This is a genomic window from Streptomyces sp. NPDC091282, from assembly GCF_044757385.1.
Taxonomy (GTDB): domain Bacteria; phylum Actinomycetota; class Actinomycetes; order Streptomycetales; family Streptomycetaceae; genus Streptomyces; species Streptomyces gramineus.
The window spans coordinates 646,569-660,797 of record NZ_JBIVUX010000002.1 but is presented as its reverse complement, the minus strand read 5'-3'; the positions used below and the strand labels follow the sequence as shown (position 1 = coordinate 660,797).

Genomic DNA, 14,229 nt, shown 5'->3' with positions numbered 1-14,229 from the left:
GTTCCCCCGCGTAGCGCACCCGGTGACCGGCTAGTGCACGTCGTTCGTGGCCTCGATCTTCTTCCAGGACCGTGGCTGGGCGGGCACCCCCGCGGCCCTGAGCGCAGGCACCGCCGGCTTCGTCGGCTCGAACAGCCACGCGTCGAACAGCCCCGACAGCGACTTCCCGGACACCTTCTCGGCGTACCCCTCGAAGTCGGCCACCGACGCGTTCCCGTACGCGTGCTCCCTCGGCCACCCCTTCAGGATCGTGAAGAACGCGTCGTCACCGACCGCGTTCCGCAGCGCCTGCACCGCCAGCGCCCCGCGGTCGTACACGGCGATGTCGAACTGGTCGTCCGGGCCCGGATCCCCGGGCTTGACCGTCCAGAACGCGTCGTCGGCCGGATGCGACGCGTACACGTAGTCGGCCAGCTCCTGCGTCGTGCCCTCGCCCTCGTGCTCGGACCACAGCCACTGCGCGTACCGGGCGAAGCCCTCGTTGAGCCAGATGTCCTTCCAGCCCTTGAGGGAGACGTCGTCGCCGTACCACTGGTGCGCCAGCTCGTGCACCACCACGGAGGTGTTGGAGCCGTTCGCGAACTGCTTGGGGCTGTAGTACACGCGGCTCTGCGTCTCCAGCGCGTACCCCGTCGTCGTGTTCGGCACGTACCCGCCGGCCGAGCTGAACGGGTACGGCCCGAAGTAGCCGGAGAGCCAGTCCACGAGTTCCCCGGTGCGCTCCACGCTCGCCCGGGCCGCCCCGTCGTTGTCGCCGAGGTCCTTGCTGTAGGCGTTGACGACCGGCACCCCGCCCTCGGAGGTGCTCGTCGTGATGTCGAACCTCCCCACGGCCAGGGTGGTCAGGTAGGTCGCCTGCGGCTTGTTCTGCCGCCAGTTGTACCGGGTCCAGCCGCGCTGCGAACTGCTCGACTGGAGCAGCCCGTTGGAGATGACCTGGGTGCCGTCCGGGACGGCGACCGAGACGTCGTAGGTCGCCTTGTCCAGCGGGTGGTCGTTGCTCGGGTACCACCACCAGGCGGACTCGGGCTCGTCCGCCGCCACCGCCCCGTCGGGCGTGCGGTGCCAGGTGCTGAAGCCGTACGCGCTCTTGGTGGACGGCACCCCGCTGTAGCGCACCACGACCGTGACCTGCGTGCCCTTGTCCAGCGGCGACGCCGGGGTGACGACCAGTTCGTGCTGCCCGGAGGTGGTGAAGGCGGCCTTCGCGCCGTTGACCCGCACCTCGCTCACGTCCAGCAGGAAGTCCAGGTCGAAGCTGGACAGGTCCTGCGTGGTGCGCGCCAGTATCGTCGCGGTGCCGGACAGCTCGTCGGTGGCCGGCTGGTACTGCAGGCGCAGGTCGTAGTGCGAGACGTCGTATCCGCCGTTGCCGTAGTACGGGTAGTAGGGGTCGCCGATGCCCGGCGCGCCGGGGCTGTGGCCCGCGGCCGACGCCGGGACCGCCAGCAGGAGGGAGGCCGCCGCCAGTGCGCCGGGCGCGAGGATTCTGCGGTGCACGAGAACTCCAGATCGGTAGGGGGGGCCGAGGCGTCCCGCCACGCGCGGGCGGAACGCCAGGTCGACGGAGCACGGAAACTGTTCGGAGCCTATTGAGTCCCTGTGACCCCTCGCCTGTCCACGGCCCCCGCTGTCACACGATCGCCATTCGGCCGCAATCAGTTCCGCCGGTCACTCAGGTGCCGTCTTTTGCGCGGGAGTTGACCGGGGTAGCGTCCGCCGCATGCCGAAACGTACGCGCTTCACGACCTGGAGACCGTTCGTCATCGCGGTCGTCGCGGCCCTGGCGGCCGCCTTCCTCAGCCCCGTCGCGGCCCAGGCGGCCGGCCGGGGCCCGCGCGAGAGCCGGCCCGTCTACTCCTACGCCGGCGCCATCCGCGAGGCCGTCTGGGTGGACACCGGCCTCGACTCCGACGGCGACGGCAGGACCGACCGGGTGGCCGCCGACATCGTCCGGCCCGCCGAACCGGCCGCACAGGGCCGCAAGGTGCCGGTCATCATGGACGCCAGCCCCTACTACTCCTGCTGCGGACGCGGCAACGAGAGCCAGCTCAAGACCTACGACGCGGCCGGGAACGTCGTCCGGATGCCGCTGTTCTACGACAACTACTTCGTGCCCCGCGGCTACGCCGTCGTCGGCGTCGACCTGGCCGGCACCAACCGCTCCGACGGCTGCGTCGACGTCGGCGGCCGCTCGGACATCCAGTCCGCGAAGGCCGTCGTCGACTGGCTGAACGGCCGCGCCAAGGCCTACAGCAGCCGCACCGGCGGCACGGCGGTCAAGGCGACCTGGACCAACGGCAGAACCGGCATGATCGGCAAGAGCTGGGACGGCACCATCGCCAACGGCGTCGCCGCGACCGGCGTCAAGGGCCTGAGGACGATCGTCCCGATCAGCTCCATCTCCTCCTGGTACGACTACTACTTCGCCCAGGGCGCCCCGCTGTACGACTCCGGGCCCGACTGGCTGGCCGGCGCGGTGGAGAGCGACGACGCCTACGCCAAGTGCGGCGCCGTCCAGCAGAAACTGGTCGACGGCGCCCCGCGCACCGGCGACTGGACCGGCCTGTGGACCGAACGCGACTACGTCAAGGACGCGTCCAAGGTGAAGGCCAGCGTCTTCCTCGTGCACGGCATGCAGGACCTCAACGTGCGCACCAAGAACTTCGGCCAGTGGTGGGACGCCCTCGCCAAGAACGGCGTCGAGCGCAAGATCTGGCTCTCCCAGACCGGGCACGTCGACCCCTTCGACTACCGGCGCGGCGCCTGGGTCGACACCCTGCACCGCTGGTTCGACCACGAACTCCTCGGCTACGACAACGGCATCGACCGCGAGCCGATGGCCGACGTCGAACGCCACCCCGACCAGTGGGTGACCTCCGCCGTCTGGCCGCCGCACGGCACCACGGCCACCACCCTGCGCCCCGCAGCCGGCACCCGGGCGGGCGTCGGCACCCTCGGGGTGAAGCGGGGCTCCGGCACCGAGACGTTCACCGACGACCCGGCCCGCAGCGAGACCGACTGGGCGGCACAGCTCGCCACCCCGACCGCCGACAAGGCCGGATTCCTCACCGCGCCGCTCACCCGCGACCTGCGGCTGTCCGGCTCCTCCGAGGTCACGGTCACCGCCACCCCGACCACCTCGACGGCCCACCTGAGCGCCGTCCTGGTCGACGTCGGCCCCGACACCGTCCGGGACTACGCCGACGGCGGCGAGGGCATCACCACGCTCACCGACCGCACCTGCTGGGGCGAGAGCACGGCCGGTGACAGCGCCTGCTTCCTGAAGACCGCGGCGAAGACCAAGGCCGTGGACTACACCGTCTTCAGCCGCGGCTGGGCCGACCTCGGCACCTACGCCGACCCCGGCCACGGCGTCCCGCTCACCCCGGGCCGGAAGTACACGATCACCCTCGACCTGGCGGCCACCGACCACGTCGTGCCCAAGGGGCACCGCCTGGCGCTGATCGTCGCGGGCACGGACAAGGACCTCATCGATCCGCCGTCCACGACACCGACGCTCACCCTGGACCTGTCGCGCACCGCGGCCGAGGTCCCGCTCGTCGGCGGAGCCGCCGCGTTCACCCGCGCGACCTCCGCCCGCTGGACCGCTCCCGGCACCGGCAGGCTGACCGGAGTGCGCGTCCCGCACTCCGTGCGCCGGGTCCCCGCGAGCTGACCGCTCAGGCGGCCGGGCCCACCAGCCCGGCCGCCTGGCGGGCACAGCCCCAGGCCACCGTGACCCCGGCCCCGCCGTGCCCGTAGTTGTGCACCAGCACCCGCCCGTCCGGCAGGAGTTCACGCTCCAGCCGGACCGCGTCCCGGTACGGCCGCAGCCCCACCCGGTGCTCCAGCACGCGGGCCCCGGCGATCTCCGGCCGGACCGCCGCGCACCGCGCCACGATCCCGGCGGCGACGGCCGGATCCGGCTCCAGGGACCAGGCGTCCTCGTGCGCCGTGCCGCCGAGCAGCAGCCCGCCGGGCTGCGGGAAGAAGTAGGCGGAGACGCCCTTGCCGGCCTGCCCCGGCCCGTCCGCGGGCGCGTCGACCGACGTGTACCAGGTGCCGATCCCCGGGTTCTCCACCACGACCAGCTGCCCGCGCACCGGACGCACGGACGGATCGGGAACCAGCGAACGGGCGCCGAGACCGGTGCAGTTGACCACCACCGCGGCCGGCACCTCGCCCAGCGCGCGCACCTCCCGTTCCTCGACCGTGCCGCCCGCCTGCGCCAGCCGCTCGCGCAGCCAGGCGAGATGGACCGCCATGTCGATCAACGGCAGCCGTGCCGAGAGCCCTTCGGCGGTGTCGGCCAGGCCCGGCACCCGCGCCGCCCAGGACCCCAGCCCGTCCAGCCGCAGGCCGTCGTGTACACCCTCGACCAGGCGTACGCCCGTCCGCGCGGACCGCTCGGCCAACTCCGTGTACACCGCGAGCGAGGTGAGCGCCCACTCGCCGACCAGCCGCTCCGGCTCGATGCGGTACGGCCACCACAGGCCGCCGGCGACCGCCGAGGTCGTACGCCCGCCGCTCTCCCGGGCCCAGACCCGCACCCGCCGCCCGCTCTCGGCCAGCACCACCGCCGTGGTCAGCCCGACGACCCCAGCGCCGACCACGATCACGTCACCACTCACTTCACGGTCCATGCCGGGACGCTAGCGGAACCTGTCATGCTGCGACCGGCCCGGTCTGCCGCGGGGATACTCACAGCATGTCTGCCGCATACGCGACCTTCGGGCTGGCTCCGGCGACGCGCGCCGGCGGCCCGCGTACCGACGGTGGCCACGACGTCCACCGGGACTTCGTGGACTTCGTCGTCGACGGGTCCCCGCTGCTCTTCCAGCTCTACGGCCCGGACGCCGTCTCGCCGCTCGCCTCCGACGTCCCGCCCGCGATCTTCACCGCCCAGGTCCGCGGCCTCCTCCTGGAGTCCGGGGCGCCGCTGCCCGGCGGCCGGCACATCCTCTACGGCTGCCCCGAGTGCGAGGACCTGGCCTGCGGCGCGGTCACCGCGGTCATCGAGCGGGACGGCGACGACTACGTCTGGCGGGACTTCGCCTGGCAGACCGGGGAGATCGCCGACCTGGAACGCAACGGCTACCACGGCATCGGCCCGTTCCGGTTCCCCGGCCCCGCCTACCGGCAGGCCCTCGGCGCCCTCCTCGACGGCCCCGTCCCGCCGCCGGGCCGCCGGGTCCTGCTGATCGGCGCCCGCGTCGCCCTCCTCGCCAAGCTGGCGGCGGCCCTGCGCGCCCACGGCATCGGCGCCGACATCACCGGCGACACCGAGGGCGTCCCGGCCGAGGAACTCCGCGGCTACGCCGCCGTGGTCCTCGGTCCCGCGGCCGGGCAGGCCGAGCGGGCCGCCGTGCGCCGGGCGTTCGAGCGCGCCGCGGTGGCGGCTCCCTTCGTCGACGCGGCGCCCCCGATCGTCCCGGTCCTCGTCGCGCGGGTCGAACACGCCCTGGACCGCAGCCCGCTCCCGGCGCGCCGGCTGACCCGCCTGACCGCCGCCGACGGCACGGCCGTGGTCGAGGTCGCCGCGTCCTGCCGGGTCACGCTCACCGCCCACCGCCTGGACCGGCTGTCCCGCCCGCGCACCCAGGACCTCTTCGACGGCGTGCTGGAACAGGGCGGCCACCGCATCCCGCTCGACGGGAAGGCGGCCAGGGACGGGACCTATCTGGTGGCACGCGCGGCCGGGAGCGTCCTGGTGGCGGCCGTGACGCGCTGACCGGCGGGAAACCGGGCTCGGGGCACGCCCGCGGCGCATTAGGATCGGCCTCCTGATGACTGCCACCCTCGTCGCCAAGAACCTCGCCGCCGGGCACGGCGACCGCTCCCTCTTCTCCGGGCTCGACCTCGTCGTCGCGCCCGGCGACGTGATCGGGCTGGTCGGTGCCAACGGCGCGGGCAAGTCCACCCTGCTCCGACTGCTCGCCGGACTCGTCGCACCGGAACAGGGCGAGCTGCGGCTCTCCCCGCCGTCGGCGGCCGTCGGCCACCTGCCCCAGGAGCCGGAGCGCCGGCCGGACGAGACGGTACGCGCCTTCCTGGCCCGCCGCACCGGGGTCGCCGAGGCCCAGCGCGTGATGGACGAGGCGACCCAGGCCCTGGTCGACGGCGCGCCGGGCGCCGACGACGCCTACGCCACCGCCCTGGAACGCTGGCTCGGCCTCGGCGGCGCCGACCTGGAGGAGCGCGCCGAGGAGGTCGCCGACTCCCTCGGCCTGGCCGTCGACCTCGACCAGCCGATGACCTCCCTCTCCGGCGGCCAGGCCGCCCGCGCGGGCCTGGCCTCCCTGCTCCTGTCCCGCTACGACGTCTTCCTCCTGGACGAGCCCACCAACGACCTCGACCTGGACGGCCTGGAACGGCTCGAACGCTTCGTGACCGGCCTGCGCGCCGGCACGGTCGTCGTCAGCCACGACCGCGAGTTCCTCACCCGCACCGTCACCAAGGTCCTCGAACTCGACCTCGCCCAGGGACAGATCAACCTCTACGGCGGCGGCTACGACGCCTACCTGGAGGAACGCGACACGGCCCGGCGGCACGCCCGCGAGGACTACGAGGAGTACGCCGACAAGCGGGCCGCCCTCCAGGACCGCGCGCAGACTCAGCGCTCCTGGATGGACAAGGGCGTCAAGAACGCCCGGCGCAAGGCGGGCAACGACAACGACAAGATCGGCCGCAAGTTCCGCAGCGAGGCGAGCGAGAAGCAGGCCGCCAAGGCCCGCCAGACCCAGCGCATGATCGAACGCCTGGACGTGGTCGAGGAGCCGCGCAAGGAGTGGGAGCTGCGTATGGAGATCGCGGCGGCGCCGCGATCCGGTGCGGTGGTGGCCACCCTGCGCGACGCCGAACTGCGCCGCGGCGACTTCGCCTTCGGACCGGTGACCCTGCAGATCGACTGGGCCGACCGGGTCGCCGTGACCGGTGCGAACGGCGCCGGCAAGTCGACCCTGCTCGCCGCCCTGCTGGGCCGGGTGGAGCTGGACGCGGGGCACGCGGCGCTCGGCTCCGGGGTCGTGGTCGGCGAGGTGGACCAGGCCCGCAAGCTCTTCCACGGCACCGAGTCCCTGCTGGACGCCTTCTGCGCGGCCGTCCCGGACACCGAACCGGCCGAAGTGCGCACCCTGCTGGCCAAGTTCGGTCTCAAGCAGGACCACGTCCTGCGCTCCGCGGCCACCCTGTCGCCCGGGGAACGGACCCGCGCCGCGCTCGCGCTGCTCCAGGGCCGGGGCGTCAACCTGCTCGTCCTGGACGAGCCGACGAACCACCTCGACCTGCCCGCCATCGAACAGCTGGAGTCCGCCCTCGACTCCTACAAGGGCACCCTCCTCCTGGTCACGCACGACCGCCGCATGCTCGACGCGGTACACGTGACCCGCCGCCTGGAGGTCGCCGGCGGCAAGGTCACGGAGCGCTAGGCCGGACACGGCCCGGCCCGAAGGGCGGCGACGCGGGTCGCGTCCACCCCCGTGCGCGTGCCGGGAACGCAGGACGCGTTCCCGGCACGCGACGGCTACGGCTCGGCCGCGCCCGCCCCGGAGGGCACGGTCAGCGCTTGCCCTTCTTCCCGCCGTCCAGCAGCCCGGCCCGGCGCAGGGCGTCGGCCATCGCGCTGTTGGCGGGCGGCGGGGCCTGGCGCCCGCCGCCGCTCTGGCCCTGGCCGCCGCGTCCGCCGCCCTGCTGGCGCTGCTGCGGCGGACGCCCGCCGCGCTGGCGCCGCTCGCCGCCTTCGCCCGGCCGGCCGCCGCCCTGCGGCGCGGCCTCGTCGTCCAGCCGCAGCGTCAGCGAGATCCGCTTGCGCGGGACGTCGATCTCGAGGACCTTCACCTTGACGATGTCGCCGGGCTTCACCACGTCCCGCGGGTCCTTGACGAACGTCTTCGACAGCGCGGAGACGTGGGCCAGGCCGTCCTGGTGGACGCCGACGTCGATGAACGCGCCGAACGCCGCCACGTTCGTGACGACCCCCTCCAGGATCATGCCGGAGGACAGGTCGGAGATCTTCTCGACGCCCTCCTTGAAGGTGGCCGTCTTGAAGGCCGGACGCGGGTCACGGCCCGGCTTCTCCAGCTCCCTGAGGATGTCGCCGACGGTCGGCAGACCGAACTTCTCGTCCACGAAGTCGCCCGGCTTCAGCGAGCGCAGCACCCCCGTGTTGCCGATGAGCGCCGCCACCTCCTGGTGGGAGGCCTTCACCATGCGCCGCACCACGGGGTACGCCTCGGGGTGGACGCTCGACGCGTCCAGCGGGTCGTCGCCGCCGCGGATGCGCAGGAAGCCGGCGCACTGCTCGTACGCCTTCGGGCCGAGCCGCGCCACGTTCTTCAGCTGGCCCCGGGAGGTGAACGGGCCGTTGGTGTCGCGGTGGGCCACGATGTTCTCGGCGAGACCCGAGGTGATGCCGGAGACCCGGGACAGGAGCGGCGCCGACGCGGTGTTCACGTCCACGCCCACGCCGTTCACGCAGTCCTCGACCACCGCGTCCAGCGAACGCGACAGCTTCACCTCGGACAGGTCGTGCTGGTACTGGCCGACACCGATGGACTTCGGGTCGATCTTCACCAGTTCGGCGAGCGGGTCCTGGAGGCGGCGGGCGATGGAGACGGCGCCGCGCAGCGACACGTCCATGTCCGGCAGCTCCTGGGAGGCGAACGCGGAGGCCGAGTACACGGACGCGCCCGCCTCCGACACCATCACCTTGGTGAGCTTCAGCTCCGGGTGCCTGGTGATGAGGTCACCGGCGAGCTTGTCGGTCTCGCGGGACGCCGTGCCGTTGCCGATCGCGACCAGTTCGACCGCGTGCTCGGTGGCGAGCCGGGCCAGCTTGGCCAGCGCCTCGTCCCACTTGTTGGCCGGGACGTGCGGGTAGATGACGTCGGTGGCGACGACCTTGCCGGTGGCGTCGACGACGGCGACCTTCACGCCGGTACGGAAACCGGGGTCCAGGCCCAGCGTGGCGCGGGTGCCGGCCGGTGCGGCGAGCAGCAGGTCGCGCAGGTTGGCCGCGAAGACGTCGACCGCCTCGTCCTCGGCGGCCGTGCGCAGCCGCAGCCGCAGGTCGATGCCGAGGTGGACCAGCAGGCGGGTGCGCCAGGCCCAGCGGACCGTGTCCGTCAGCCACTTGTCGCCCGCCCGGCCCCGGTCGGCGATCCCGAACCGGTGGGCGACGATGCCCTCGTACGACGACGGGCCCTCGGTCGCCTCCTCCGGCTCCAGGACGAGGTCGAGGACCTCCTCCTTCTCGCCGCGCAGCATCGCAAGGACGCGGTGCGAGGGCAGCGCGGTGAACGGCTCGGCGAAGTCGAAGTAGTCGGCGAACTTGGCGCCCGCCTCCTCCTTGCCGTCCCGGACCTTCGCGGCCAGCCGGCCGCGCACCCACATGCGTTCGCGCAGTTCGCCGATCAGGTCGGCGTCCTCGGAGAACCGCTCGGTGAGGATGGCGCGGGCGCCGTCCAGGGCCGCCTGCGGATCGGCGACGCCCTTGCCGGCGTCCACGAACGCGGCGGCCGCGGCCTGCGGTTCCACCGTCGGGTCGCCGAGCAGCCCCTCGGCCAGCGGCTCCAGGCCGGCCTCCCGCGCGATCTGCGCCTTGGTGCGCCGCTTCGGCTTGTACGGCAGGTAGATGTCCTCCAGCCGCGCCTTTGTCTCGGCGCCGCGGATCTGCGCCTCCAGCTCCTCGGTGAGCTTGCCCTGCTCGCGCACCGACTCCAGGATCGCCGCCCGGCGGTCCTCCAGCTCCCGCAGGTAGCGCAGCCGCTCCTCGAGCGTGCGCAGCTGCGCGTCGTCGAGCATCTCGGTCGCTTCCTTGCGGTAGCGGGCGATGAAGGGCACCGTCGAACCGCCGTCGAGCAGCTCCACGGCAGCCTTGACCTGCCGCTCCCGTACGCCGAGCTCCTCGGCGATCCTGCCTTCGATGGACCCTGGAACCAGGGACCCGGGTGTCGTCACGATCCCGTACCGCCTTCTCCACTGAGGTTGCGCGGCAATTGTGGCAGGTGACACCGACAACCGGGCCCCAGGGCGCCGTTCCGCGACACGAAGTCGCCGCGGGGACGCTCAGCCGGCCGTTTTCACCCCTTGCCGACCAGATCCGCCGGAAAGGCGCCCGCGGCGAGAGCCGCCGCCGCGAACTCCCTGGCCAGTTCGGTCAGTCGGGCCACTCCCGCGGGCCCCAGGTGTGCGTAGGGCGCCCGGTCCAGCCGGTCCGTCTCCGCCTCGATCTCCGTCCGCAGCTCCGTTCCCGCCGCGGTCAGTTCGCCCGTCTCGTCGAGCAGCCCGCGTCCGCGCAGCCGCAGCACCGCCGCGTCCCAGTCCTCGCGGTTCCAGCCGCGCGTGGCGAGCACCCACTTCGGGGTCATGCCCTTGCCGGTCGCGGTGTGGGTCACCACGGCCTCCAGGCCGTCCAGGCCGGCCGCGATCAGCGTCGCGAGGTGCCCGTCGCCGCGGTGCTCGCGCAGCAGGGTGGCCGCGTGCCAGTAGGCGAGGTGCGGCTCCTCGGGCACCGGCAGATCCGCGTGCGCGGCGTAGAGCGGGCGGCCGGAGCGGGAGCACGCCTCGGTGGCGCGCAGTGCGAGCACCGCGGCCTCGGCCATCTCCGCCGAGGCCACCGCGTCGGCGCCGAGCAGCCGCCGCATCGAGGCGTCGACGGCACGCGCGCGTGCGGCGAGGACGTCGGCGGGCGAGGCGGTCCGCCAGACGGCGGGGACGTGCCGGGCCACCAGTTCGTACTTGTAGTTGTAGAACGTGGCCGTCACCGTGCCCGGTCCGACCGGCCCCAGCGCGGCGGCGCGCACCGCGAAGTTGACGGCCCGCGGATGGGTCACGCCGAGCGCCGCCAGTTCCTCGGCCAGCTCGGGGCTGAAGAAGTGGGTCGCGTGCAGGGAGTTGAGCAGGGTGTGGCAGCGGCGGCCGGCGCGCGGCTCCAGGACGGCAGTGGTCATGGCGAGCACGTTACCGACTGGTCGGTACGGACTCCAGTGCCGTGCGCGTCCCGACCTCGCGGTCTTCACCGCGAGATGGCAGGAAAGGTGGGGAACCCGTCATTGCGGCCATCGCACGCGCGGCGAACAATCGGTTCCATGGCGCAGCGAACCGTTCTCGTCGTCCTCTTCGACGGCGTCCAGAGTCTCGACGTCACCGGCCCCGTGGAGGTCTTCACGGGCGCTGAGGTCCGGACGCCGGGCAGCTACCGGATCCGGACCGCCTCGCTGGACGGCGCGCCCGTGCGCACCTCCAGCGGGCTGACCGTCGTACCGGACTCGGCGCTGGCCGCGGCACCCGCGGCCCACACGCTCCTGGTGCCCGGCGGACAGGGCACCCGGCGCCCCGACCCGGCGCTGGTCGACTGGCTGCGCGTGCACGGGCCGTGCACCGAACGGCTCGTCTCGGTGTGCACCGGCGCCATCCTGCTCGCCGCGGCGGGACTGCTGGACGGCCACCGGGCCACCACCCACTGGGCCTACTGCGACCGGCTGGCCCGCGACCACCCGGCCGTCGACGTCGACCCCGACCCGATCTACGTCAGGGACGGCAGGGTCGCCACCTCGGCCGGCGTGACCTCCGGCATCGACCTGGCGCTCGCCCTCGTCGAGGAGGACCTGGGCCGGGACGTGGCGCTCGTCGTCGCCCGGCACCTGGTGGTGTTCCTGCGCAGGCCCGGCAACCAGGCCCAGTTCAGCGTCCAGCTCGCCGCCCAGACCGCCCGCCGCGAACCGCTCCGGGAGGTCCAGCTGGGGGCACCTCCCACGCTCTTCAGGCAGTGGGGGAGGATCACCGAGCACCCGGACGACGACCTGAGCGTCGAGGCGCTGGCCGCCCGTGCCGCGCTCTCGCCCCGCCACTTCGCCCGCGCCTTCCAGGCCGAGACCGGCACCACACCCGGCCGCTACGTCGACCGGGTCCGGCTGGAGCACGCCCGCCGCCTCCTGGAGGACACCGGCGACGGCGTCGAGGAGGTCTCCCGCGCCAGCGGCTACGGCACCCCCGAGGCGATGCGCCGGGCCTTCCTCAAAGCCCTCGGCACCACTCCCGCCGAATACCGGCGCAGGTTCACTCCCGCACCGGCCGGCCGACCCCGTTAGGAGAGCCATGCAGCTCGCGATCGTCCTCTTCGACCGCTTCACCGCCCTCGACGCCGTGGGCCCCTACGAGACCCTGGGCCGGCTCCCGGACGCCGAGGTCGTCTTCGTCGCCGAGCAGGCAGGCCCGGTCCGCACCGACAGCGGGAACCTCGCCCTGGTCGCCGAGAAGACCCTCGCCGAGGTGCCCCGCCCCGACGTGTTGGTCGTGCCCGGCGGCCCCGGCCAGACCCCGCAGATGGCGAACCGCGCGCTCCTGGACTGGATCCGCGCCGCCGACGCCGCCAGCACCTGGACCACGTCCGTGTGCACCGGCTCCCTGCTGCTCGCCGCCGCCGGGCTGCTGGACGGCCGCCGCGCCACCTCGCACTGGCTGGCCCTGGACGAGCTGCGCAGGTACGGCGCCGAACCGACGGGCGAACGGGTCGTGACCGACGGCAAGTACGTCACCGCCGCCGGTGTCTCCGCCGGCATCGACATGGGGCTCGCCCTGCTCGGCCGGATCGCCGGGGACGCCGTCGCCCAGTCCGTCCAGCTCGGCATCGAGTACGACCCGGAGCCGCCCTACGACGCGGGCTCCCCGGACCGCGCGCCCGCCGAGGCCGTCGAACTGCTGCGGTCCCGGAGCCGGTTCATCCTCGGCCGGGAACAGCCCAGCTGAAGCCGGGCCGGCGGCGCTCCAGGAACGCGGCGACGCCCTCGGCGGCGTCGCCGCTGCCGCGTGCCTGCGCGGTCCAGTGGTCGTCGCGGTCGGTGCGCCCGTCGGCGAACTCCTTCGCGGCCGCCTGCGTCAGCTGGGAGCGCGCGGTCAGGATCCGCGTGAACTCCTCGACCCGTCCCGCCAGTCCGCCCTCGGGCAGCACCTCGTCGACCAGGCCGGTGCGCAGCGCCCGCTCGGTGCCGATCAGTTCGCCGGAGTACAGCAGGTACTTGGTGGCGGCGGGTCCGACCAGGGAGACCAGACGGCGGGTGGAGGAGGCCGGGTAGACGATCCCGAGCCGGGCGGGCGTCACGCCGAAGAGCGCGCCCTCCTCGGCGAACCGCAGGTCGCAGGCGGCGGCGAGCTGCGAGCCGCCGCCGACGCAGTGGCCGCGGACCGCGGCGAGGGTCGGTTTGGGGAACGCGGCGAGCGCCTCCTCGGCGGCGACCGCGAGGGACTGCGCCTCGGCGGGGGAGCCCCGGAGGCTGGAGATGTCGGCGCCGGCGCAGAAGGTCGCGCCCTCGCCGGTCAGCACGAGGACCCGGACGTCCGGGTCGCCCGACAGCTCGTCCAGGAGGGGCGGCAGGGCTCGCCACATGGCCGCGGTCATCGCGTTGCGCTTGGCGGCGTTGTGGATGACCACCGTGGCCACGGCGCCGGTGACCTGGTGGGAGAGGTGGGGCTCCATGGCCGGGATGGTATCGGCGTGACGCCGCCGGGGAGCGGGGCGGCCCCGCCCCGGGTGTTGCAGTACAACCGTAATAGTGCATGAAGTCGGCATTTCTGGAACAGGAGCGGTCGCTCAACCGACCTTGTCATGCGCCGACGGTCAGAACCGTTCGATAGTTGCTGACTTGTGTTCAGTCATCCGGGGCGGAGGGGGTCGTTGCCAACACTCGTCGTGTGGTGACAATCGAGCGCGAGGGTGGCGACCGGACCATGGAGAACCACGGGCGTGGGCACGACCCGCGTCCAGAGGGAGGCGGCCCTCCGGCGCCGGAACCGCTGCCGTACGAAGGAGTCTGGCGGTTCACCGCCGCCGCCGTGGACGCGTCGGTCCCGCAGGCGCGGCGCGCCGTACGGGACCTGCTCCAGCGTCAGGGCGTCCCGGTCTCGGAGGACCTGGTGTACGGACTGTTGCTGATCGTCTCCGAGCTGGTCACCAACGCGGTCAAGCACGCGGCGCTGCTGTCGCCGGTGCTCGCCGTCGAGGTCGCCGTCGGCGCCGAGTGGGTGCGGGTGTCGGTGGAGGACAACCACCCCTACCGCCCGACCGCGCTGGAGGCCGACCACGGCCAGACCGGCGGCCGGGGGCTGCTGCTGGTGCGGGAGGTGGCCAGGGAGGCGGGCGGGGTCGTGGACGTGGAGCACACGGCGAGCGGCGGCAAGGTGATCTGGGCCGCCCTGCCGCTCAAACCCGCGACGCTGCCGTGAGGCAGC

General features: G+C 73.5%; 11 protein-coding genes. 6 read left to right on the top strand and 5 right to left on the bottom strand.

The window, feature by feature from the left end:
• Positions 1-30: 30 nt before the first annotated feature.
• Positions 31-1,500 (bottom strand): M1 family metallopeptidase, encoded by a 1,470-nt coding sequence (locus ACIQOE_RS10090; protein ID WP_351314638.1) that lies wholly within the window; start codon positions 1,498-1,500, stop codon positions 31-33.
• Positions 1,501-1,723: 223 nt separating this feature from the next.
• Here ACIQOE_RS10090 and ACIQOE_RS10085 point away from each other — a divergent pair, with 223 nt between their 5' ends.
• Entirely contained in the window at positions 1,724-3,679 is a 1,956-nt protein-coding gene (locus ACIQOE_RS10085) for a Xaa-Pro dipeptidyl-peptidase (RefSeq protein ID WP_401410826.1), read from the top strand.
• Between the two features lie 4 nt (positions 3,680-3,683).
• Here ACIQOE_RS10085 and ACIQOE_RS10080 read toward each other — a convergent pair whose 3' ends face one another.
• Complete coding sequence (locus ACIQOE_RS10080) at positions 3,684-4,646, bottom strand: FAD-dependent oxidoreductase (protein WP_351314632.1); 963 nt, start codon at positions 4,644-4,646, stop codon at positions 3,684-3,686.
• Positions 4,647-4,711: 65 nt separating this feature from the next.
• On the opposite strand from ACIQOE_RS10080, the gene ACIQOE_RS10075 reads away from it, so the two are divergent.
• Together ACIQOE_RS10075 and ACIQOE_RS10070 are read left to right on the top strand one after the other, a co-directional pair.
• On the top strand, positions 4,712-5,734 hold the full coding sequence (locus ACIQOE_RS10075; protein ID WP_401410824.1) for an oxidoreductase: 1,023 nt from the start codon (positions 4,712-4,714) through the stop codon (positions 5,732-5,734).
• A gap of 55 nt (positions 5,735-5,789) precedes the next feature.
• Positions 5,790-7,430: an ABC-F family ATP-binding cassette domain-containing protein gene (locus ACIQOE_RS10070; RefSeq protein WP_363017836.1), complete on the top strand. Its 1,641-nt coding sequence runs from the start codon at positions 5,790-5,792 to the stop codon at positions 7,428-7,430.
• A gap of 130 nt (positions 7,431-7,560) precedes the next feature.
• On the opposite strand, the gene ACIQOE_RS10065 is transcribed toward ACIQOE_RS10070, so the two are convergent.
• Positions 7,561-9,960: a Tex family protein gene (locus tag ACIQOE_RS10065; protein ID WP_401410822.1), complete on the bottom strand. Its 2,400-nt coding sequence runs from the start codon at positions 9,958-9,960 to the stop codon at positions 7,561-7,563.
• Positions 9,961-10,082: 122 nt separating this feature from the next.
• A complete protein-coding gene (locus tag ACIQOE_RS10060; RefSeq protein WP_365557431.1) occupies positions 10,083-10,952 on the bottom strand; it encodes an SCO6745 family protein in 870 nt (289 codons plus the stop codon).
• A 138-nt stretch (positions 10,953-11,090) separates the two neighbouring features.
• Between ACIQOE_RS10060 and ACIQOE_RS10055 the strand changes: the two genes are divergently transcribed.
• Positions 11,091-12,092 carry a GlxA family transcriptional regulator gene (locus ACIQOE_RS10055; protein WP_401410820.1) on the top strand — a complete coding sequence of 334 codons (1,002 nt, stop codon included), beginning with the start codon at positions 11,091-11,093 and terminating at the stop codon, positions 12,090-12,092.
• A 7-nt stretch (positions 12,093-12,099) separates the two neighbouring features.
• Positions 12,100-12,750: a DJ-1/PfpI family protein gene (locus ACIQOE_RS10050; RefSeq protein ID WP_351314614.1), complete on the top strand. Its 651-nt coding sequence runs from the start codon at positions 12,100-12,102 to the stop codon at positions 12,748-12,750.
• Here ACIQOE_RS10050 and ACIQOE_RS10045 read toward each other — a convergent pair.
• A complete protein-coding gene (locus ACIQOE_RS10045; protein ID WP_351314611.1) occupies positions 12,722-13,477 on the bottom strand; it encodes an enoyl-CoA hydratase/isomerase family protein in 756 nt (251 codons plus the stop codon). The two genes, ACIQOE_RS10050 and ACIQOE_RS10045, sit on opposite strands and share 29 nt — an antisense overlap.
• A gap of 251 nt (positions 13,478-13,728) precedes the next feature.
• On the opposite strand from ACIQOE_RS10045, the gene ACIQOE_RS10040 reads away from it, so the two are divergent.
• Positions 13,729-14,223 (top strand): ATP-binding protein, encoded by a 495-nt coding sequence (locus ACIQOE_RS10040; protein ID WP_351316015.1) that lies wholly within the window; start codon positions 13,729-13,731, stop codon positions 14,221-14,223.
• Positions 14,224-14,229 lie beyond the last annotated feature (6 nt).

What these genes read in the sequence shown, in the direction of transcription:
- ACIQOE_RS10045 (WP_351314611.1), bottom strand. Translation starts at nt 13,477, where the DNA reads ATGGAGCCCCACCTCTCCCACCAGGTCACCGGCGCCGTGGCCACGGTG.
- ACIQOE_RS10075 (WP_401410824.1), top strand. Translation starts at nt 4,712, where the DNA reads ATGTCTGCCGCATACGCGACCTTCGGGCTGGCTCCGGCGACGCGCGCC.
- ACIQOE_RS10040 (WP_351316015.1), top strand. Translation starts at nt 13,729, where the DNA reads ATGGAGAACCACGGGCGTGGGCACGACCCGCGTCCAGAGGGAGGCGGC.
- ACIQOE_RS10055 (WP_401410820.1), top strand. Translation starts at nt 11,091, where the DNA reads ATGGCGCAGCGAACCGTTCTCGTCGTCCTCTTCGACGGCGTCCAGAGT.
- ACIQOE_RS10060 (WP_365557431.1), bottom strand. Translation starts at nt 10,952, where the DNA reads ATGACCACTGCCGTCCTGGAGCCGCGCGCCGGCCGCCGCTGCCACACC.
- ACIQOE_RS10085 (WP_401410826.1), top strand. Translation starts at nt 1,724, where the DNA reads ATGCCGAAACGTACGCGCTTCACGACCTGGAGACCGTTCGTCATCGCG.
- ACIQOE_RS10050 (WP_351314614.1), top strand. Translation starts at nt 12,100, where the DNA reads ATGCAGCTCGCGATCGTCCTCTTCGACCGCTTCACCGCCCTCGACGCC.
- ACIQOE_RS10070 (WP_363017836.1), top strand. Translation starts at nt 5,790, where the DNA reads ATGACTGCCACCCTCGTCGCCAAGAACCTCGCCGCCGGGCACGGCGAC.
- ACIQOE_RS10080 (WP_351314632.1), bottom strand. Translation starts at nt 4,646, where the DNA reads ATGGACCGTGAAGTGAGTGGTGACGTGATCGTGGTCGGCGCTGGGGTC.